Genomic DNA, 17,841 nt, shown 5'->3' on the forward strand with positions numbered 1-17,841 from the left:
ATTCGGTATTAAAAGGAGGTTGTACTACATGACAAACCAACAGGAGCTTGTGAGACAGGTAACGGGCAAAAACAGGCTGTCCAACATCATGCTGTGCTGCAAAATTGTTTTTGACCTGATCCCACAAGTGCTTTTGATCCACATGATCGGCTTATACTTCGCCGCAGCCCTCACGAGGGAGCAAATCCTTTGGGAGTGCGGCGCTATGCTGATCTGCTTTATCGGAAAGGCCGTCTGCGCGTACTCTGCAACATGGACGGCCCATAAAGCAGCCTATACCTGCCTGACGGATTTGCGGCTGCAAATCATCCGGCATTTGAAAAAGTTGTCTCTCGGTTTCTTTCAGGAACGAAAGACGGGCGATCTGACAAATGTTGTGCAGCATGACGTAGAACAGGTGGAGGGGCATCTTGCTCATGGCCTGCCTGAAATCATGTCCGCTACCATCCTTCCGGCCGCCGTTTTTCTCGTTATGTTGTGGGTGGATTGGCGTCTGGCTCTCGTAATGATCGCGGGGCTTCCGCTGATGTGGATCACGAAAAAAGTCTCTGCCCCGCTTTGGACAAAGAACTTTAAGATATACGCCGATTCCGTGACAAGGATGCAGGAAAACGTCATGGAGTATGTTTCAAATATTTCCGTAATCAAAGCCTTTGGGAAAGAGGAAACCAAGACGGAAAAAACGATTCAATCGGCAAAAGACTACGATTATTGGGTGAAGAAGTCCATGGCTGGAATCTCTGTCCCAATGGGATTGATTATCCTGTTCATGGAATCCGGCGTTGTTCTCGTGATGATCCTCGGCACCTATCTTCACTCTGTCGGGCAAATCGAGGTTCCGCGGCTGATCCTTGCGATTGTTTTAGGCGGACTGTTCACATCCTCTATTGCCAAGGTCGCAACCTTCCAGCATTACGGGATCGTGTTCAAACAGGCCATGAAAGGGATTTGGTCAATCCTGGGTGTCGCTGCCCCGAACAGGCCGGAGCAAAGCGCCGATCCGCACAATGGCGAAATCGTCATTTCAAATCTGAACTTTGCTTATAACGGCGACGGGAAAGTGCTGGAAAACATCAATCTTCGTTTCCCGAAGGGCAGCAAGACCGCACTGGTCGGAGCCTCCGGCTGCGGAAAAAGTACGCTTGCCAATCTGCTTATGGGCTTTTGGGAGCCGACAGACGGGCGCATTACCATAGCGGGAGAAGATGCGGCGTCCTTTTCCGAGCAGCAATTAAACCGTCTTTTTTCCATCGTTCAACAGGAGGTCTTTCTCTTTAATCTGAGCATGGAAGAAAACATACGGATCGGAAAGCCGGAGGCCAGCATAGAAGAAATTATAGCGGCAGCGAAGAAGGCCCGCATCCATGATTTCATCATGTCCCTGCCAAACGGCTATCAGACCATGGCGGGAGAAGCAGGCGTCAAGTTCTCCGGCGGAGAGAAGCAGCGGATTTCCATTGCCCGCATGATCCTGAAGGACGCACCGATCATCATTTTGGACGAAGCAACCGCGGCGGTAGATACAGAGAACGAAGCCTTCATTCAGGCAGCAATCGACGATTTGAGCCGCGATAAAACCGTCATTATGATTGCCCACCACTTAAACACCATCCGGGACGCAGATCAGATTGTTGTCATGGACAGCGGGAGGATTGTAGATACAGGCAGGCATAACGCGCTGCTTGAGAGCTGCGCCCTATATCGAAAGATGGTGGAGGATCAGAACAAGGTCGATAACTGGAAGATCAAGGAGGTGTCCCTTTGATTAAGGAAATCTGGAATACCCTTACCCCCAGCGGGAAACGCTCTTTATCGCTCTCTGTCACGGGCTTTACCCTGTACGCCCTTTCAGGGATCGCTATGATGTATATCGTTTTGAAAGCACTGGAAGCCGTTATTTCAGGCGGCGGCAATCTGCTTTGGTATTGGGTCGCATTGGTCGCCTGCCTCCTGATAAAAGGCGGCAGCAATATACTTGCAGACGTAAGAAAACACTACGCGGGGTTTGATATTGTCTATCAGGTACGCAAAAACATCATTTATCGCTTGAAAGAGTTTTCACTCGGTTTTTATACCAACGAGCGTTTGGGCGAGATCAGCACCATCATCCATAAAGACGTAGACAAAATGGAAATGGTTGTTGGTCATGTGTGGACGCGGATGCTTGCCGATTTTATCGTGTCTGCCGTTCTGCTTACGGCGCTGGTCGTTTACAGCCCGAAAATGGCGTTGCTTATGGTTTCGGCCTTGCCTGTCGCAATTCTGTTTCTTGTTTTGGGATTGAAGCGAGCGAAACGGTTAGAGGAAGAAGCCGGAAATGATCTTGCCGATATGGTGAGTGTCTTTGTGGAATATGTAAAAGGGATCCCCCTCCTGAAAGCCTTTTCTGAAAGCCGCCGCTTTGAGAAAAAGGTGGAACAGACAGCCCGCGACTTCGGACAGAGTAGCAAAGCGGTATCCAGAAACCGGGCGGCGGTCTTGTCCGTCTATGGCCTTATCATTGATGTCTCCTTTTGGATCATGCTCACCGCCGGGCTGCTCCTGCTGCTGATGGGCAATCTCCCCGTTTATGGGTTCTTGCTCTTTGCCATCATCAGCCGTGAGTTTTACAAGCCCTTCCTTGCGTTGGAGAGCCATTGGGTGAATTATCTGACGGTAACAGACAGCTATCGCCGCATCAAAAAGATAACCGAAGCCGAAACCGTCCCGGAGCCGGAAAGGCCAATCCACCCCACGGAATACGCAATTTCCTTTGAGGACGTGTCTTTCTCTTATGAGGAGGGCGGTTTCACCATGCAAAACATCTCTTTCCATACACCGGCACAAACACTCACCGCCCTTGTCGGCGGCTCCGGCTCCGGCAAAACGACAATTACAAATCTCCTGCTGCGCTTTTGGGATGTGACGGACGGCGCAATCCGCATCGGCGGAGTGGACGTGCGGGATATGAGCTACGATGAACTTCTCGGCTCTGTCAGCATCGTCATGCAGAACGTCCAGCTTTTTGCGGATACCATCGAGGGGAATATACGGCTTGGAAAGGCCGCGGCCACACAGGAAGAAATCATTACCGCCGCAAAGAAGGCCCGCATCCACGACTTTATCATGTCGCTTCCTGACGGGTATCAGACCATGATCGGAGAAAACGGCGTTGGGCTTTCCGGCGGGCAGAAGCAGCGCCTTTCTATCGCGCGAGCATTTTTGAAAGACGCCCCGGTCCTGCTTTTGGACGAGATCACAAGCAACGTCGATCCGGTCAATGAGGCTTTGATCCAGGAGGCCATTTCGGAGCTGGCAAAGGATAGGACGGTTTTGGTAATCGCCCATCATTTGAGTACGATCCGCAGCGCGGATCAGATATTGGTATTTCAGGATGGCCAGATCGTTCAATCAGGGCAACATGAAACCCTGCTGTCGGATTCCGATGGATACTATCACAAGCTGTGGAACGCCCGCGGCAGCAAGGAGGTCAGCGCAAATGAAGGATTATGCGGTTGAGCTGCGGGAGGTATCGTATCAATATCAGGGTCACTCCCAGCCCGCTATTCATGGAATTGACCTCAAAATCGAAAAGGGCTCTTTTGTGCTTGTCAGCGGCGCAAGCGGCAGCGGGAAAACAACGCTTTCCCGCTGCATCAATGGGCTTGTTCCGCACTTCTACGAGGGCACCTTTAGCGGCGAGGTCTATTTGAATGGCAGGAATACCGGGGATTACGCCTTGCGCGATTTTGGAACTATCGTCGGCTCCGTCTTTCAAGACCCGCGCAGTCAATTCTTTATGACGGATACGACAAACGAGATAGCCTTTGGCTGTGTCAATATGAAGCTGCCGCGGGAAGAAGTATGGCAACGCACAAAGGACAGTCTTGAAAAGATCAATATTTCCAAGCTGACGGACAAAAACCTGTTTCAGTTGTCCAGCGGTGAGATGCAAAAGGTGTCCATCGCCTCCTGCTACGCTATGGCCCCGGATATTTATGTGTTTGACGAGCCCTCCGCAAATTTGGATTTTCGGGCAATTATGGAGCTGCATGATGTCCTTTCGGAACTGAAAAGCGAAGGGAAAACCGTGATTGTGCTGGAACACCGGGTTTTCTATCTGGCCGATCTGTTGGATCGTATGATCTTTTTGGAGGATGGCGTTATACGAAACGATTTCAACAGGCAGGAAACGCTTTCGTTAAGCGACAGTGATTTGAGGCAGCTCGAACTGAGGGATTTCAGCCTTGACGCACTCACGCCCTGCTCACGCCCGACAGCTTTACAGGAGGAATCGAGACTGACACTATCCCTCTCCCATGTGTCTTTCGCCTATGGGCGACGCAAAAGGCGTTCAGAGGCGGAGGTTGCGCTTTTGCACGATGTTTCTTTTGAAGCGTATAGCGGAGAAATCATAGGGATCATCGGAGATAACGGCGCGGGCAAAACGACTCTTGCGAAACTGTGCTGTGGGCTGCTGAAAGAAAGTGCAGGGATTATTTCCATCCACGAAAAGCAGCTTCCGCAGAAAAAACGCCTCGGCCAGATTTACTTTGTCATGCAGGATTCAGATTATCAGCTCTTTGGGGATAGTGTGTTAAACGAGTTGCGGATCGGAGCCGGAAACAAAAGCTCAAATGACACAGAAAATCAGGCGATTTTGAAAAAGCTCTCCCTCTGGGAAAAACGCGAAAACCATCCTGCCGCCCTTTCCAGAGGGCAAAAGCAGCGGCTCACGATAGCCGGAGCTTTGAAAGCAGACAGCCGTGTACTGTTCTTCGATGAGCCGACCAGCGGTTTGGATCGCGGGAATATGCTTCGTGTCGCCGCGGAACTCAAATCGCTTGCGAGAGAAAGCCGTGTCGTTTTCGTGATTACCCATGACTACGAGTTTATCTTGGCGGCCTGCCATCGTGTGCTTTATCTGAACGACGGGAAAATAGAACAAGATTTCCCTTTGACAGAAAACAGCAAAGACACGGTGCTCCGTCTGCTTCGGAAAGGGGGTGCTTCTTCTGGACAAGACTAAGCCTGCATTAGACCCACGGATCGTTGGATTTGTAGTAATTCTGCTCGGAATAACGGCCATGTTTATGAACAAGGCCATGACTGCGCATATCATCTGCGCGGTAGCCGCAGTTTATCTGCTTGCCGCAAAGGCATACAAGCCGTTTGCCGTGTATCTCACCATTTACATTGCCGTTGCCTTGCTCATGGCAAACGTGGACAAGATCCATAACACAAGCGCGATGCTTCTTATCGTGTCGCTCAGCTATTTCGTTCAAAAGCTGGTCGTCCTGCTGATGATGGGAAGTTTCTTTGTCCGCATGACAACGATTCCTTATGTGTTGTCCGCCATGCAGCACATGAAGATACCGGACGCTGCCGCCGTTCCAATCATGGTTGCGCTGCGTTTCTTCCCCACCATACGGGAGGATTATCACAGCCTGAAAGACAGCCTGCGGATTCGCAAGGTATCCCTGTCGCCGCTGCAATTTATCATACATCCCGTGCGGATGGTGGAATACCTGTTCGTCCCGATCCTGATGAAAAGCCTCCGTACATCCGATGAACTTGCAGCCTCCGCGTTATCGCGGGGATTTGAGCACATGAACGAACAGACGATCCTTTATCCGCTGAAGCTGAACGCACTCGACTACCTCATTGGAGCACTTTCTACCCTGATTGTTGCCGCACTATTCTATCTACAATACAAATAAGGAGGATTTCAAAATGAACACCATCAAAACAGAAAAGTTGACCGCCCGTGATTTTATTACCATCGGTATCTTTGCCGCCATCAGCCTTGTCATTTTCTTTGTGATCGGCGGAGCCGCTGGAATGACCCTCGTCGGAACAGTCGCAAATATTCCCATAACTGTTTTTTTCACTTCTATTGCTTATATGCTGCTCGTTTCAAAGGTCAGGAAAAAAGGAACATTCCTGATTATGGGAACGATTAGTGCGCTTCCGGGGCTTATGGCCGCAAATGTGATCGGTGTTGTGGCATCTATTGTCGGCTGGATCATTGCTGAGATTGTTGCAAGTGCCAATCATTACAGGAGCAAAAAGGTGTTAATATTCACCTATATTCTCGGCTGCACGCTTCATTCTGCCGGATATACGCTGCCTATGTATCTATCCAACGCTCAATACCTAATCGACAGGCAGGAGATCCTTCATCTGACAGATGAAGCCCTTGCTTTATACTTAAAAATGTTTACATGGCCTATGTTTTTCAGCATGGTGGCATTAACGATTGTAACCAGCTTCCTCGGTGCGTTTATTTCCACCCGGATTTTGAAAAAGCATTTTGAGAAAGCAGGATTGTTGTAATACAGGAGGTGCAAAATGAAGCTCTATTCTTCCGGCGAGAACTATTTGAAAGCAATTTATATTCTGCATAAAGAGAGAGGCATGGTTCGATCTGTGGACGTGGCAACATACATGGGAGTATCTAAGCCAAGCGTCAGTCATGCTGTTAAAACACTTCAAGAATGCGGCGTGATCTATGTAGACGACGACCACTATCTACACTTGACGGAAGACGGACGAGATATTGCGGAAAAACTCTATGAGCGCTATCAGTATTTTGCCAAGCATCTTGCCGGTGCAGGGGTTGATGCCACAGTTGCAAAGGAAGAAGCCTGCAAGATGGAACACTCAGTCAGCCATGCATCGTTTCAGCTCTTAAAGGAGCAGAAACAAAATACCTGCCCGTTTGCGGATTCCTGTCAGCTTGTGGCTGAAAGTAAGCGCAGTGCAAAGGAAGATAATTAAATGTGCAATCTATTTCTATTATTGCTACACTAAAACCGTTGTCAGAATTACGGTATGCTCCCAAAAGTTAATATGGACAATCTGACGGCGGTTTTGGAACAATCACGATTTCAAACCGCCGTTTTCCTGTTTTGAAAAAGGATGCGGAGGCTGTATAGCGTCACTCTATTCTCGGAACACGGCAGCAGCAAGGAGGTGTCGTCGTGTTCATTTTATGTCTGTATGATCTCCACAACCTCTATCTGCGAAAAAAAGCTATCGCAGTTCCGTAACCCTTTGCGTCCGCGTAAAGGAACAAGTTAATCATCCACCTGCTGTTGTAGGTTCCTATTTTGCCTCGGCTGCTTCATGCAGTCGGGGTCTTTTTTGCTTTTTTCGATATTTTTTTCAAAAAGTTTCCCCGATTCTTTGGCATTTCAAAAAATCGGTTGTAGTCATACGCGAAAAGGGGATGTACCAGCGAGCCGCCTTTCGGCCAGAAAGGAGGTGAGACGATGCAACCTAATCGCTTGGAGTTTCAAAAGCAATGTGCCTTTCAAAGTTTCTGCAAGCGGGCTTTGCGGAACGAAGCCGCCAACGCCCATAAGGAAATCAAACGGCGCAGAGCAAAGGAAGTGAGCTTTTCCGATTTGACACCGCATGAGCAAGATCAGCTTTGCACCTATGACAGCTATTTATATGGCGGTCATGAGGACACAGAGCCGGGTTACTACGCAGCGGGCAAGAAGATCACGGCGAAGCTCATAGCCGAAGCCCTCCGCACATTGCCGGAGGAAAAGCGCAAGGCGGTACTTCTGTACTACTTTGCCGGAATGAATGATACGGAGATCGGGAAGCTGTTTGACGCACCGCGCAGCACGATCCAGTATCGACGGACAAGCTCTTTCGAGCTGCTGAAAAAATATTTGGAGGAACACGCTGATGAATGGGACGAATGGTAAATATGAATGCCCGGAAGTCGCACTTGTTCCCTATCCAATCATTGTAGCGGCAACAAAGGGTGATCCGGAAGCTATGAAAGCGGTGGTGCAGCATTTCAGCGGATATATCGCAAGCCTTTCTATGCGAAAGCTCTATGACGAGCGAGGCAACGCCTACTACGGCGTGGACGAGGACATCCGCGAACGGCTGCAAGCCAAATTGATGAGGACAGTCCTCAGATTCAAGGCTGATTAACAATACCCGCAGCGAGACGCCTTAACCCCCTTTTCCGTTTCGCACGCAGCAGCAAACAGCCTGCTTGCACTTTGACAAAGAAAGCCCGTCGGGAGGCCGTCGGCGCAGTATAGGGCAAATCGGATACGTTCCTTTTGCGCCGAGCCGGACGGCGGGTGCGCCATGACGCCTTTTCTCTATGGAAAAGCCGAGCGATTTACACCGCGCCGCAAAACAAGCGTAGCGGCTTTGTGGGCGACGACAGCGCAAAAGGCATAATGATACTCCCGCGTTGAACGCCCACACAGCATTGCGCGGCGCACCCATAAGCATGGGCCGAGGTGAAACCCCTGTGAGGCTGCCGCTAACAGCCGTCCGATTAAAGTCCATTTCTCTATTAACCTTTTTTGCATTTTTTAGAAAGGGGGATGTATTCAGATGAATACTACTACAACCAAAAAAGAATCTTCCCCCGTTGTACGCGAGTACAAAATCGGGGACATGACATATATCGTTAAGGCCGTCACGAAAGACGGCGCAAAAGAAGATGCTGCTACAAAGGTACGGCGATTGATACAAAACGATCTCCGGCGGGCGAAAAAGCTATAAAAGTCGGGATTGTTCACGCTTTAGATGCAGACGGTAAACAGGTTTTATGCTACAATACATATAACCTGTTTGTCCGGCTGCCGGAACAGGAGGTACCAATGAAGCAGCCAGACAAAATGACCGCATATTTTAGCTGTGCGGCAACTATACAAACAGACCTGCACCTTGACAATCAAATGCACCGGCTGTGCCATGCCGCCGAGAAAGGCGGTGATGGCAGATGACAAGCAACCTTTCCTTTCAGAGCGTCCAGACAAAAAGCACGTTGAGTGACGAGCTTCGTAGTGCGATCCGCGATAACATTCTGTTTTTCATACAGGATCAAGAGCCGGAGGATGAGGGCATTTCGGCCCTGTACGAACGGCTTTCGCAGGAGGACAAGGCAGACGGTGAGAGTAACAGTATCGCCAATCAAAAAAGGATTTTGGAACGGTACTGCCGGGATCATGGGATTACCGCTTTTCGCCACTATGACGAGGACGATGGTTATTCCGGGACGAACTTTGTTGAGGTAAGATAACGTAACCTTTTTTGCAGAGGGCGTTATCTTACCTCTTTTTGATGTATGTTAGATAGCATAACTCTTTACGTCGGCTCCTATCTGTCTGAAATAGGAGATACTTTCGGTAGGCTTGTCGCCCGTATCAACTCTGCCGACAAAGCTATAAAAGATTTCGATTTTGCGGGTGTTCGTTTCCTTATCCAGTTCGTGAATAAGAATACGGTCAATAAATTCATGGACGTTTTCGTAGGTCAGTTCGGTAATGGCGGTGTATCTGCGTACCAGTGCGACAAACCTTTTCACGTCCGCGCTGCGCTCGGTGGCGTTGTCGATTTCCTGTGACAGCTCCGCAATCCTCCGGGTCAGCGTCTTTTTTTCTTCATCATAGCCGGAAGTCAGAAAAGCAAACTGTTCATCAGAAAGTTTCCCTAAAGCGTTGTCCTCGTAGAGCTTGCGGAATAAGATGTTCAGCTCGCTAATGCGGCTCTGCGCCTTGTCAAGCTCTTTCCGCTGCTGTGTCAGCGTCTTTTGTACTGCCTTTGCGCTGCACTCGTTGGCGGTTTCGATAAACTCCTGTTCATGCTCTTTCACATAGGACAGCACCCTCTGTAAATCAGCAAGGACAAGTTCTTTAAGGACGCTCTTTCGGATATAATGGGTAGTGCAAAGCTCGCCAGTCCTTATCCTGTTTCGGTACTTTCCGCAAGTGTAGGCGTGTTTGCGTTCCAGTGTCCCGGCTCCCTGTTGCAGATACATTTTATAGCCGCAATCCCCACAAAAGAGAAGTCCCGAAAAAATGTCAATTTCATCAACCTTTGTAGGGCGGTGTTTGGTAGCAATCCGTTTCTGTGCAAGGTCAAAGGTTTCTTCGTCAATCAAAGGTTCGTGCGTGTTGGGGAAAAAGTATTGCTTTTCCTCCGGGTTCTTTTTCGTCTTTTTCGATTTGTAAGATACCTTATAGCTCTTGCCCGTAATGGTATGCCCCAAATATTCTTTGCGTCCAAGAATATCATACAGTGTCTTATCCGGCCAGTTATAAATACAGGTCGGGTGCGGGCGCGGGTGGCGGCAACTGCCGGAACGACGGTAGCGCAGTTCTGAAACAGTAAGTACCTCATGTTCCCGTAGCCAGTTCTGGATTTCGCAGATACGGTCGCCGCGCACATACATAGCGAAAATCTGTTTTACAATGTGCGCCGTTTCCGGGTCGGGCAATAGATGATTGCGGTCGTTTGGGTCGGCTATGTAACCATACGGCACTTCGCCGTTGACACGCTCGCCTTTCTGTGCCTTTGCCTGTTTAACAGCCCGGATTTTCTTTGAGGTGTCGCGGGCGTAAAACTCGTTGAACCAGTTCCGCAGAGGGGTAAACTCGTTATCTTCCCTCGCTGTGTCTACACCGTCGTTAATGGCAATGTAGCGCACTTCATATTCGGGGAAAACAATCTCTATCAGTTCGCCGGTTTTCAGATAATTGCGTCCCAGACGGGAAAGGTCTTTTGTTATGACGGTCGCCACGTTCCCGGCTTCAACCTCATGCAGCATGGCTTGAAGCCCCTCACGCTCGAAACTCACGCCGGAAAATCCGTCGTCTACAAAAAAGCGCGTATTGAAAAAGTGGTGTTCGTCAGCGTACTTTTGTAAAATCAGCTTTTGGTTCTGTATGCTCTCGCTTTCCCCGGCCTGCATATCTTCCTGGCTCAATCTGCAATATAAAGCGGTAATCTTGTCTGTCTGTAACATTTTGTCCTCCTTTCCGACGACAGACAAGCATGGTATTTGTACTGTCTATATTATACCACATACCGCTGCCTGTGTCATGTATAAAATGTGAAGAAACGCCCTATTTTCGGGCGTTTGCGGGGTTCAGCTCCATGTCTTTGCGAATGAGCTTTTTTATCTTTTTATCCAGTGTGTCCGTTGCGCGTTCACTTGCAGACGAACATACAAGGTAAGTAACTTTTCCGATTTTATGCTCCGTTGTGGTAACGGGCGTTTGGTTTTGCGTCAAAGAAAATCCCCCTTTCTTTCGCAAACATATAATACAGTCTATGAATAGCAGCAAGTCCACTATTCAATAAAACAAAGGCTTTAATCGGACGGTTATTAGCATAACCTCATGGGAATTTCACCCCGGCATGGTTCTCATGCAGCCCTACCCATTGCCTGCGACGCTCTTAACGCTCGGACTGTGGCTGTAAGGAAGTATCATTGTATATTCTGCGTGTCGTTGCCCGCAAACCGCTACACTTGCTTTCCGGCGCGGTGTTGGTCGCTCGGCTGTCCGGGCGGTGATAACCTCGCCCGGATAGCGTCATGGCGCACCCGCCGTATGGCTCGACGCAAAAGGAACGTATCCGATTTGCCCTATGCTGCGCCGCCGTTATCTTGCGCCGCTTTCTTTTTCAAGGTTCAAAATGGCTGTGCTACCCGCGTCAACAGCGGAACGGAAAAGGGGGTGAGAGAAAGCGTCCCGCCGCCGTTGCGGTTATTCCTCTGTCCTAAAGGTGAGGACAGCCATCATCAGTTTTGCTTGCAGCCGTTCCCGAATGTCGTGGTCTACGCCGAAATAGACGTTCCCGCGCTCGTCGTACAGCTTCCGCATGGAGAGGCGGGCTATGTAGCCGCTAAAATGCTGCAAGACAATCTTCATGGCGTCCGGGTCACCCTTTGTCGCTGCCACAATGACAGGATAGGGAACAAGGGCATTTTCCGGGTAGCCGGGTTCGTTACCATTCGTCCCATTCATCAGCATTTTCCTCCAGATATTTTCTTAATTTCTCAAAAGAGCTTGTCCGCCTGTACTGTATCGTGCTTCTCGATGTATTGAACAACTTCGCAATCTCGGTGTCGTTCATTCCCTCGAAATAGTACAGGAGTACGGCTTTGCGCTTTTCTTCCGGCAAAGTACGGATTGCTTCAAGAAGCAGCTTCGGCGTGATTTTCTTCCCGGCTTTCTCAAAGACGGTTTCGGCGGTTTCCCGTTTGAAATATTCATCAAAGGTATGAAGCTGCCGCGCTTCGTCTAAGGGCAAATCGGAAAAGGTGACTTCCCTTGCCTTATGCCTGTGCAGCTCCCTGTGAGCGTCACACGCTTCATTGTGCAGCACCGTATTACAAAACTTCTGAAAAGCACATTGTTTGTAAAACTCCCTGCTATTAGGTTCCACATTCTCACCTCCTTTCTCGTTGGAAAGTTGGTGGTGCTTCCCCCTTTTCGCGGGGCAATACGGCGTTTTTGAAAAACGCCGAAGATTTTTTGAAATTTTTTCAAAAAATTTTTTGAGCAGCAAAATACGCCTGTCCGAAAAGCCCGGACAGGCGTATAGGTATTGTAAGCAGTATTTAGATGATTAGACAGTTCATAGTCAAGGGTAGAGAGGTTCCCGGCGGTGGTCGGGCTTTTTTTGATATGTCAATGACCGTCGGATTTTGTCGATAGGGTATGTGCTTCATGGCGGCTACCTCCTTTAGCCGCCGCTTTTAACAGTGATACCGCGTCATTTCATTAGAAGATAAAAAGAAACGGCGGCTTTGATTTTTCAAAGCTGCTGCGGAAATCAAAGAACGACAAGCAACAGTTCTGATTTTGCTCCAATATGGTTATTAGGGGCACAAATTAAAATCAAAAAAGAGCCGATAACAGCAGTATTTCAAACTGCATATTATCGGCTCTGCGTCTGTGCGTCTGGCTCTTTTAATTAAATTATTTCTGTTGTTTTTTGGCTTTATTATATGTATTAGCTAACTGTCCACAAGCTGCTTTAATCTCTCTACCATGAGAAACTCTCATGGTAACTTCAAGTCCTGTTTGCTCTAATTGATGTTTGAACGCAACCATTTCTTGTTTTTGTGGTGCTCTAATTTTTGAATTACTCGTCGGGTTGTATTGCAGCACGTTAATCATAACATTTTTGCCCTTAAACCATTTTGCAAGTTGCCTTATATCTGAGGAACGGTCATTTATACCTGGTAAAAGCAAATACGCAAATACCACTTTTCGATTATGCCTTTGAGAATAGGACAATGCTTGCTTAACAACATCTTCAATAGCGTACATGTGCATATGAGGAATGATACAGTTTCTCGCAGCCTGTGTTGCTGCATGTAAAGATATTGTCAACTGAATTTTTAGATGTTCTTCGCGCAATTTTTTTAATTGATTAACTGGACCAACTGTTGATACGGTAATGCCGTCGGTTGGAAAGTTAAGTCCATTTCTATCTCGAAGAATATGGATTGCTGCAATCAAGTTGTCGTAATTGAATAAAGGTTCTCCCATTCCCATAAAAACGATACGATTTACTTTTTGACGTATCAATACAACCTGCTGCACAATTTCAGACGGTGTTAGATTACGAACAAAACCATTGCGTCCGGACTCACAAAAAATACAGCCAACAGAACAACCAACTTGCGTACTTACGCAAACAGTCCCACCATCTCGCCGTTTAATAAAAACCGTTTCAATATACCTGTTATCTTTCAATTCATAAACATACTTTTCAGTATCGCTACTTTTATAGACTTTTTTTGTTGATATTGATAGATTTTCTTTGTGAAATGGCTGTTTATACAATTCCGTATATAAGGCTCTTGCTTTATCCTCTCCAATTACTTCCGACATTTCTTTGTAAGTAAATCCGTATGGGTCATTCAATATTTCCGTAGGTGTACTTTTAGGTAAGTGTTTCATTTAAATATCCTTCCTTTTCAAAATTAAAAAGTTTGTTTTTCAGAGTTTTTGATTATGATTTCTAGTTTTTCAACATCAACGATATGCGTTAATTTACATTTAGGGCAGAAAAGAGGAAAATTTCTTAATACCGTATTATAAAATACTTGAACCCTCGTCTTTCCGTTACAAATTGGACATTTTATCCAATATTTTTCAAGCATAATATTTCTCCTTTTGCGCAAAAAAATGCAGGTCAATTCTCAACATGAGCATTGACCTGCATTTATACATATAATACTACAACAAAATTAAGGCATAGTTTTTATACTATGTCTATACGTCGTTAGTTTTGTTGTATAGCATACGCAAAATAAGCATGACAAAAAAGCCCATATTGAAAATGGGAAAAATCTTTTTTGATTTCAATGCTTATCGAATACGCATGCTATGTAACATAAACATTCCCCCCCTTTTATATAATATTATATACAAAAGCAGCTTGTTGTCAACATATATATATATGAATTATTTTGGCTAACTGATAGAACTACGTAGACATATCCAAGAAGAAAGGGGAACAGTAAAATGTAATAGGGTGAATAACTATGGCAAAAAGACCAGTACCACGATACGACTTTAAGGCTTTTGGGGCAGCGATAAAGGCAGCGCGTGAGGGATGCAAGGAGAGCCGCAAGAAAGTAGGCGACGAAATGTTTATCTCGCCGCGCTACCTTGCGAACATTGAGAACAAGGGGCAGCACCCAAGTTTACAGATATTCTTTGAGCTGATACAGCGTTACCATATATCCGTAGACCAATTCCTTTTAGAAACGCCGCCGGAGAAGAACACGCAGCGGCGGCAGCTTGACGCGCTTCTTGACGGTATGAGCGATACAGGCATACGGATTGTAACCGCAACGGCAAAGGAGATTTCCGAAGTCGAAAAAGAGGGCGAATAGGAATGTCCGACTTAAAACTGAACAGGATTTAGAAAGCGTTGTAATCTTTTTTGAGGTTGCAGCGTTTTTCTTTTGCGTAAGTTTGGCAAAATCGCTTTTTCTCCGTAGTAGGTGATAAGAGCCTAAAGGATAAAAACATTCGTAGCAAGCATAGGAAGCGGGTACCCACTTCCGTATTTTCGCCCTCCCGCGCTGCGGCGCGTCGGTTGAAAATTGCTTGTTGGGAAGTGTCCCAAACCCTCGGAACGGAAAGGAAAGGAGCGAATACATGGACGGACGCAAAAGGACGGTACAAATCAAATTCAGAGTGACGGAAGCGGAACGGGATTTAATACTGGAAAAAATGAAGCTCGTACCCACCCGGAACATGGCGGCGTATCTGCGGAAGATTGCCATTGACGGGTATATCATTCAGATAGACCACGCCGATATAAAGGCTATGACCGCAGAGATACAGAAAATCGGTGTCAACGTCAACCAGATAGCACGCCGCGTAAACGCGACGGGGAACGCATACCAAGAGGACATAGAGGAAATAAAGGGGGTGCTTGCGGAGATATGGCGGTTACAAAGATTAAGCCTATTAAAAGCACTCTAAGCAAAGCCCTTGACTATATCGAAAACCCGGACAAGACGGACGGGAAAATGCTTGTGTCCTCTTTCGGTTGCTCCTATGAAACGGCAGATATTGAGTTTGAATATACCCTGTCGCAAGCACTCCAAAAGGGGAACAATTTAGCCTTTCATCTGATACAGTCCTTTGAGCCGGGGGAAGTCGATTATCAGAAAGCCCATGAAATCGGAAAGCAGCTTGCCGACGCGGTAACAAAGGGGCAGCATGAGTATGTACTCACGACGCACATTGACAAAGGACACGTCCATAACCATATCATTTTTTGCGCGGTGAACTTCGTAGACCACCACAAATACAATTCCAACAAAAGGAGCTATTACGGCATACGGAACATGAGCGACAAGCTGTGCCGGGAAAATGGCTTGTCCGTTGTCGTCCCCGGCAAGGGCAGCAAGGGAAAGAGCTATGCAGAGTACCAGGCAGAAAAGACGGGTACAAGTTGGAAAGGCAAGCTGAAAACCACTGTTGACGCGCTTATCCCCCAAGTTTCCAGTTTTGAGGAATTGCTAACGCGGTTACAGGCGGCGGGCTATGAGATAAAGCCGGGGAAATATGTATCATGCCGCGCCCCCGGACAGGAACGCTTCACCCGCCTTAAAACCCTCGGCGCAGACTATACAGAGGAAGCCGTAAGGGAACGGATAGCGGGCAGACGGACAAAGGTGGCGAAAGCTCCCAGAGAGCAGCGCGGCGTTTCGCTGCTTATCGACATTGAGAACAGTATCAAGGCGGCGCAGAGTAAGGGCTATGAACAGTGGGCGAAAATCCACAATCTGAAACAGGCGGCAAAGACTATGAACTTTCTCACCGAAAACAAGATTGAACAGTACGCGGATTTAGTTAGCCGGATTGAGGAAATGGCAGCGGAAAGCGGACAGGCGGCAGACGCATTGAAGAACGCCGAAAAGCGGCTTGCGGACATGGCGGTGCTTATCAAGAATGTTTCCACCTACCAAAAGACAAAGCCCGTCTATGACGCATACCGCAAGGCAAGGAACAGGGAGAAATACCGCGCCGGACAGGAACAGGCGATTATCTTACATGAAGCCGCCGCAAGGTCGCTGAAAGCTGCGGGCATTGCGAAGCTCCCGAACCTCGCCGCGCTGCAATCGGAATATGAAGCCCTCCAAGCGCAGAAAGAAGCCCTTTACGCCGACTATGGGAAGCTGAAAAAGAAAGTCCGGGAATATGACATTATCAAGCAGAACATTGACAACATTTTACAGGCAGACAGACAGCCGGAACGGGAAAAGGGAATGGAACACTGATTAAGCAAAAAATGATTTTCGTATAGAAACAGAAAGCGGTATGTGGTATAATAAAATTATCTACAACTTTTGAAAGGATTTGATAGTACATGACAAAAGGAACACCAGCTAATATTAGTCAGCTTGTCAAAGACGCAAACAATAAATCATCATGGAAAATTAGGCTTGCTGCGTTGAATGAACTAAAACAATATGATTGTCAACAATCAAGAGATGTTATTACTCGTCTTGCTCTCCATGACAAAGTTTATAAAGTTAAAGAGGAAGCATTTAGAGCAGCACAAGCTATGGGGATTACTTACCGCGGAAATCCTATTCGCTTAGGACGTAAAGATATTGGTTTTAAGACAAAAGACTTTACTAAAGTTTTTCTACGTATCAAACGTGAAAAATCAATGGAAGAATTAGATTTACAATTATTCAAGGAAGCGTTCAAAACAATCGCGGCAGAAATGTATGATGTAATGGAATTTGAAAAGGGTCAAAAATTTGATGATTGGATTACAAATACATACAAATGTTTGCCAAAGAAATAAAAAGAACAGGGCGCGGAAAGTCAGTATATGACTTCCGCGCCCTGTCTTTTTGTGGGTGCTGTTGTGGTAAATGTTACGCAATAGAACGCCATTTTCGGGGGAAAAGGTATAAAGTATCGCCTATCCGATTTTCCCGCCCGGAAAGCCTTGCAAATCAAGGGATTTTCCGCGCCTACTGCGTAACAGGGGCGCGTCTTTTCCTCATGCGCTCGGCGGCCTGTCTGCGGGTGATACGCTTCCGGCAGTCGGGGCAGTATTTGACGCTGTTAGAGCTTGACGCAAAGGACGTGCCGCACTCGGTACATTTCTTCCTGTCCCCGGTTTGGTAAAGCTCCGCATAGAGCAGCTTATCAGCGGGAAGCACCGCAACCTTAAACCACTTGCAGAGAAGCGAATAGGAAATGAGCTGCGGACATACGCACTCGTCCCCGTCGTCCAGTAAGATACAGTTTCCATTATCGCAGTTGCAGCACGTCCGGCGCACAAGGGCGTTGACTTTCCGGCTCTGGGGCGGCGTCAGCCGCTTGACCTCGCTCATACTTCATCAGCGGCGTAAATGGGAAGCCCCGCAAACTCCGCTTCGGTCATGGCTTCCACTTTGGAGAGGGTACGGGCAGCAAAGCCCCGCATTTCCCCGTCCATAAAGGGCAGCGCGGCGTTCATGGCGACGATAAGCCCCTGTCGGCTCCCGGTCTTGTAAATGCTCAAAAGGTTTGTTTCTTCTACGGTCAGTTTTGTCAT

23 protein-coding genes are annotated in these 17,841 nt (G+C 47.6%); 15 read left to right on the top strand and 8 right to left on the bottom strand.

Going from position 1 to position 17,841, the window contains the following annotated elements; genetic code table 11:
- Positions 1 to 28: 28 nt before the first annotated feature.
- From NIA71_RS10885 to NIA71_RS19955, 11 genes are all read left to right on the top strand, one after another.
- On the top strand, positions 29 to 1,765 hold the full coding sequence (locus NIA71_RS10885; RefSeq protein ID WP_253020402.1) for an ABC transporter ATP-binding protein: 1,737 nt from the start codon (positions 29 to 31) through the stop codon (positions 1,763 to 1,765).
- Positions 1,762 to 3,498 carry an ABC transporter ATP-binding protein gene (locus NIA71_RS10890; RefSeq protein WP_253020403.1) on the top strand — a complete coding sequence of 579 codons (1,737 nt, stop codon included), beginning with the start codon at positions 1,762 to 1,764 and terminating at the stop codon, positions 3,496 to 3,498. Before NIA71_RS10885 ends, NIA71_RS10890 begins: the two co-directional genes overlap by 4 nt.
- Positions 3,479 to 5,008, top strand: coding sequence for an ABC transporter ATP-binding protein (locus tag NIA71_RS10895; RefSeq protein ID WP_253020404.1), 1,530 nt, complete (start codon positions 3,479 to 3,481; stop codon positions 5,006 to 5,008). The genes NIA71_RS10890 and NIA71_RS10895 overlap by 20 nt, the downstream gene beginning before the upstream one ends.
- Positions 4,986 to 5,699 (top strand): energy-coupling factor transporter transmembrane component T, encoded by a 714-nt coding sequence (locus NIA71_RS10900; protein ID WP_367177888.1) that lies wholly within the window; start codon positions 4,986 to 4,988, stop codon positions 5,697 to 5,699. Before NIA71_RS10895 ends, NIA71_RS10900 begins: the two co-directional genes overlap by 23 nt.
- 13 nt (positions 5,700 to 5,712) lie before the next feature.
- Complete coding sequence (locus NIA71_RS10905; RefSeq protein WP_253020406.1) at positions 5,713 to 6,315, top strand: MptD family putative ECF transporter S component; 603 nt, start codon at positions 5,713 to 5,715, stop codon at positions 6,313 to 6,315.
- Positions 6,316 to 6,330: 15 nt separating this feature from the next.
- Positions 6,331 to 6,759 carry a metal-dependent transcriptional regulator gene (locus NIA71_RS10910; RefSeq protein ID WP_253020407.1) on the top strand — a complete coding sequence of 143 codons (429 nt, stop codon included), beginning with the start codon at positions 6,331 to 6,333 and terminating at the stop codon, positions 6,757 to 6,759.
- Positions 6,760 to 7,253: 494 nt separating this feature from the next.
- Positions 7,254 to 7,700 carry an RNA polymerase sigma factor gene (locus tag NIA71_RS10915; protein ID WP_253020408.1) on the top strand — a complete coding sequence of 149 codons (447 nt, stop codon included), beginning with the start codon at positions 7,254 to 7,256 and terminating at the stop codon, positions 7,698 to 7,700.
- Complete coding sequence (locus NIA71_RS10920) at positions 7,681 to 7,935, top strand: helix-turn-helix domain-containing protein (protein WP_253020409.1); 255 nt, start codon at positions 7,681 to 7,683, stop codon at positions 7,933 to 7,935. The genes NIA71_RS10915 and NIA71_RS10920 overlap by 20 nt, the downstream gene beginning before the upstream one ends.
- Before the next feature lie 417 nt (positions 7,936 to 8,352).
- Positions 8,353 to 8,523, top strand: a complete 171-nt coding sequence (locus NIA71_RS10925; protein WP_253020410.1) for a transposon-encoded TnpW family protein — start codon at positions 8,353 to 8,355, stop codon at positions 8,521 to 8,523.
- Positions 8,524 to 8,621: 98 nt separating this feature from the next.
- Positions 8,622 to 8,747: a hypothetical protein gene (locus NIA71_RS19950; protein WP_256147837.1), complete on the top strand. Its 126-nt coding sequence runs from the start codon at positions 8,622 to 8,624 to the stop codon at positions 8,745 to 8,747.
- Positions 8,744 to 9,043, top strand: coding sequence for a hypothetical protein (locus tag NIA71_RS19955; RefSeq protein WP_290445994.1), 300 nt, complete (start codon positions 8,744 to 8,746; stop codon positions 9,041 to 9,043). Before NIA71_RS19950 ends, NIA71_RS19955 begins: the two co-directional genes overlap by 4 nt.
- Positions 9,044 to 9,091: 48 nt before the next feature.
- Here NIA71_RS19955 and NIA71_RS10935 read toward each other — a convergent pair whose 3' ends face one another.
- The 6 genes from NIA71_RS10935 to NIA71_RS10955 all read right to left on the bottom strand — a co-directional run bounded on the left by NIA71_RS10935 (position 9,092) and on the right by NIA71_RS10955 (position 13,924).
- A complete protein-coding gene (locus NIA71_RS10935; protein WP_009447114.1) occupies positions 9,092 to 10,768 on the bottom strand; it encodes a recombinase family protein in 1,677 nt (558 codons plus the stop codon).
- 100 nt (positions 10,769 to 10,868) lie between these two features.
- The gene (locus tag NIA71_RS19960) at positions 10,869 to 11,096 is read right to left on the bottom strand and encodes a transposon-encoded TnpW family protein (protein ID WP_004607973.1); all 228 of its coding nucleotides are present in this window, start codon (positions 11,094 to 11,096) and stop codon (positions 10,869 to 10,871) included.
- 417 nt (positions 11,097 to 11,513) lie between these two features.
- Positions 11,514 to 11,774, bottom strand: coding sequence for a helix-turn-helix domain-containing protein (locus NIA71_RS10940; protein WP_016289899.1), 261 nt, complete (start codon positions 11,772 to 11,774; stop codon positions 11,514 to 11,516).
- On the bottom strand, positions 11,755 to 12,195 hold the full coding sequence (locus tag NIA71_RS10945) for a sigma-70 family RNA polymerase sigma factor (RefSeq protein ID WP_050636981.1): 441 nt from the start codon (positions 12,193 to 12,195) through the stop codon (positions 11,755 to 11,757). The genes NIA71_RS10940 and NIA71_RS10945 overlap by 20 nt, the downstream gene beginning before the upstream one ends.
- A gap of 536 nt (positions 12,196 to 12,731) precedes the next feature.
- Positions 12,732 to 13,721 carry a 23S rRNA (adenine(2503)-C(2))-methyltransferase RlmN gene (rlmN, locus tag NIA71_RS10950; protein ID WP_002569187.1) on the bottom strand — a complete coding sequence of 330 codons (990 nt, stop codon included), beginning with the start codon at positions 13,719 to 13,721 and terminating at the stop codon, positions 12,732 to 12,734.
- 23 nt (positions 13,722 to 13,744) lie between these two features.
- Positions 13,745 to 13,924, bottom strand: coding sequence for a cysteine-rich KTR domain-containing protein (locus NIA71_RS10955; RefSeq protein ID WP_002588768.1), 180 nt, complete (start codon positions 13,922 to 13,924; stop codon positions 13,745 to 13,747).
- Between the two features lie 384 nt (positions 13,925 to 14,308).
- On the opposite strand from NIA71_RS10955, the gene NIA71_RS10960 reads away from it, so the two are divergent.
- The 4 genes from NIA71_RS10960 (at position 14,309) to NIA71_RS10975 (ending at position 17,100) form a co-directional block, all read left to right on the top strand.
- Entirely contained in the window at positions 14,309 to 14,662 is a 354-nt protein-coding gene (locus NIA71_RS10960) for a helix-turn-helix transcriptional regulator (RefSeq protein WP_002569186.1), read from the top strand.
- Positions 14,663 to 14,930: 268 nt separating this feature from the next.
- Complete coding sequence (locus NIA71_RS10965; protein ID WP_002569185.1) at positions 14,931 to 15,260, top strand: plasmid mobilization protein; 330 nt, start codon at positions 14,931 to 14,933, stop codon at positions 15,258 to 15,260.
- Positions 15,221 to 16,564, top strand: coding sequence for a relaxase/mobilization nuclease domain-containing protein (locus NIA71_RS10970; protein WP_253020411.1), 1,344 nt, complete (start codon positions 15,221 to 15,223; stop codon positions 16,562 to 16,564). The genes NIA71_RS10965 and NIA71_RS10970 overlap by 40 nt, the downstream gene beginning before the upstream one ends.
- 89 nt (positions 16,565 to 16,653) lie before the next feature.
- Positions 16,654 to 17,100, top strand: coding sequence for a HEAT repeat domain-containing protein (locus tag NIA71_RS10975; protein WP_009447122.1), 447 nt, complete (start codon positions 16,654 to 16,656; stop codon positions 17,098 to 17,100).
- A 172-nt stretch (positions 17,101 to 17,272) separates the two neighbouring features.
- Here the strand turns inward: NIA71_RS10975 and NIA71_RS10980 are convergent, their stop codons facing one another.
- On the bottom strand, positions 17,273 to 17,638 hold the full coding sequence (locus NIA71_RS10980; RefSeq protein ID WP_009447123.1) for a cysteine-rich VLP domain-containing protein: 366 nt from the start codon (positions 17,636 to 17,638) through the stop codon (positions 17,273 to 17,275).
- Positions 17,635 to 17,841 carry a transposon-transfer assisting family protein gene (locus tag NIA71_RS10985; RefSeq protein WP_009447124.1) on the bottom strand — a complete coding sequence of 69 codons (207 nt, stop codon included), beginning with the start codon at positions 17,839 to 17,841 and terminating at the stop codon, positions 17,635 to 17,637. The genes NIA71_RS10980 and NIA71_RS10985 overlap by 4 nt, the downstream gene beginning before the upstream one ends.

It is taken from the genome of Ihubacter massiliensis (assembly GCF_024125305.1).
In the GTDB taxonomy this organism is placed as follows: domain Bacteria; phylum Bacillota; class Clostridia; order Peptostreptococcales; family Anaerovoracaceae; genus Hominibacterium; species Hominibacterium faecale.

What these genes read in the sequence shown, in the direction of transcription:
- NIA71_RS19950 (WP_256147837.1), top strand. Translation starts at nt 8,622, where the DNA reads ATGAAGCAGCCAGACAAAATGACCGCATATTTTAGCTGTGCGGCAACT.
- NIA71_RS10925 (WP_253020410.1), top strand. Translation starts at nt 8,353, where the DNA reads ATGAATACTACTACAACCAAAAAAGAATCTTCCCCCGTTGTACGCGAG.
- NIA71_RS10920 (WP_253020409.1), top strand. Translation starts at nt 7,681, where the DNA reads ATGAATGGGACGAATGGTAAATATGAATGCCCGGAAGTCGCACTTGTT.
- NIA71_RS10960 (WP_002569186.1), top strand. Translation starts at nt 14,309, where the DNA reads ATGGCAAAAAGACCAGTACCACGATACGACTTTAAGGCTTTTGGGGCA.
- NIA71_RS10985 (WP_009447124.1), bottom strand. Translation starts at nt 17,841, where the DNA reads ATGACAAAACTGACCGTAGAAGAAACAAACCTTTTGAGCATTTACAAG.
- NIA71_RS10935 (WP_009447114.1), bottom strand. Translation starts at nt 10,768, where the DNA reads ATGTTACAGACAGACAAGATTACCGCTTTATATTGCAGATTGAGCCAG.
- NIA71_RS10965 (WP_002569185.1), top strand. Translation starts at nt 14,931, where the DNA reads ATGGACGGACGCAAAAGGACGGTACAAATCAAATTCAGAGTGACGGAA.
- NIA71_RS10915 (WP_253020408.1), top strand. Translation starts at nt 7,254, where the DNA reads ATGCAACCTAATCGCTTGGAGTTTCAAAAGCAATGTGCCTTTCAAAGT.
- NIA71_RS10885 (WP_253020402.1), top strand. Translation starts at nt 29, where the DNA reads ATGACAAACCAACAGGAGCTTGTGAGACAGGTAACGGGCAAAAACAGG.
- NIA71_RS10955 (WP_002588768.1), bottom strand. Translation starts at nt 13,924, where the DNA reads ATGCTTGAAAAATATTGGATAAAATGTCCAATTTGTAACGGAAAGACG.
- NIA71_RS10895 (WP_253020404.1), top strand. Translation starts at nt 3,479, where the DNA reads ATGAAGGATTATGCGGTTGAGCTGCGGGAGGTATCGTATCAATATCAG.
- NIA71_RS19955 (WP_290445994.1), top strand. Translation starts at nt 8,744, where the DNA reads ATGACAAGCAACCTTTCCTTTCAGAGCGTCCAGACAAAAAGCACGTTG.
- NIA71_RS10970 (WP_253020411.1), top strand. Translation starts at nt 15,221, where the DNA reads ATGGCGGTTACAAAGATTAAGCCTATTAAAAGCACTCTAAGCAAAGCC.
- NIA71_RS10940 (WP_016289899.1), bottom strand. Translation starts at nt 11,774, where the DNA reads ATGAATGGGACGAATGGTAACGAACCCGGCTACCCGGAAAATGCCCTT.
- NIA71_RS10905 (WP_253020406.1), top strand. Translation starts at nt 5,713, where the DNA reads ATGAACACCATCAAAACAGAAAAGTTGACCGCCCGTGATTTTATTACC.
- rlmN (WP_002569187.1), bottom strand. Translation starts at nt 13,721, where the DNA reads ATGAAACACTTACCTAAAAGTACACCTACGGAAATATTGAATGACCCA.
- NIA71_RS10975 (WP_009447122.1), top strand. Translation starts at nt 16,654, where the DNA reads ATGACAAAAGGAACACCAGCTAATATTAGTCAGCTTGTCAAAGACGCA.
- NIA71_RS10910 (WP_253020407.1), top strand. Translation starts at nt 6,331, where the DNA reads ATGAAGCTCTATTCTTCCGGCGAGAACTATTTGAAAGCAATTTATATT.
- NIA71_RS10980 (WP_009447123.1), bottom strand. Translation starts at nt 17,638, where the DNA reads ATGAGCGAGGTCAAGCGGCTGACGCCGCCCCAGAGCCGGAAAGTCAAC.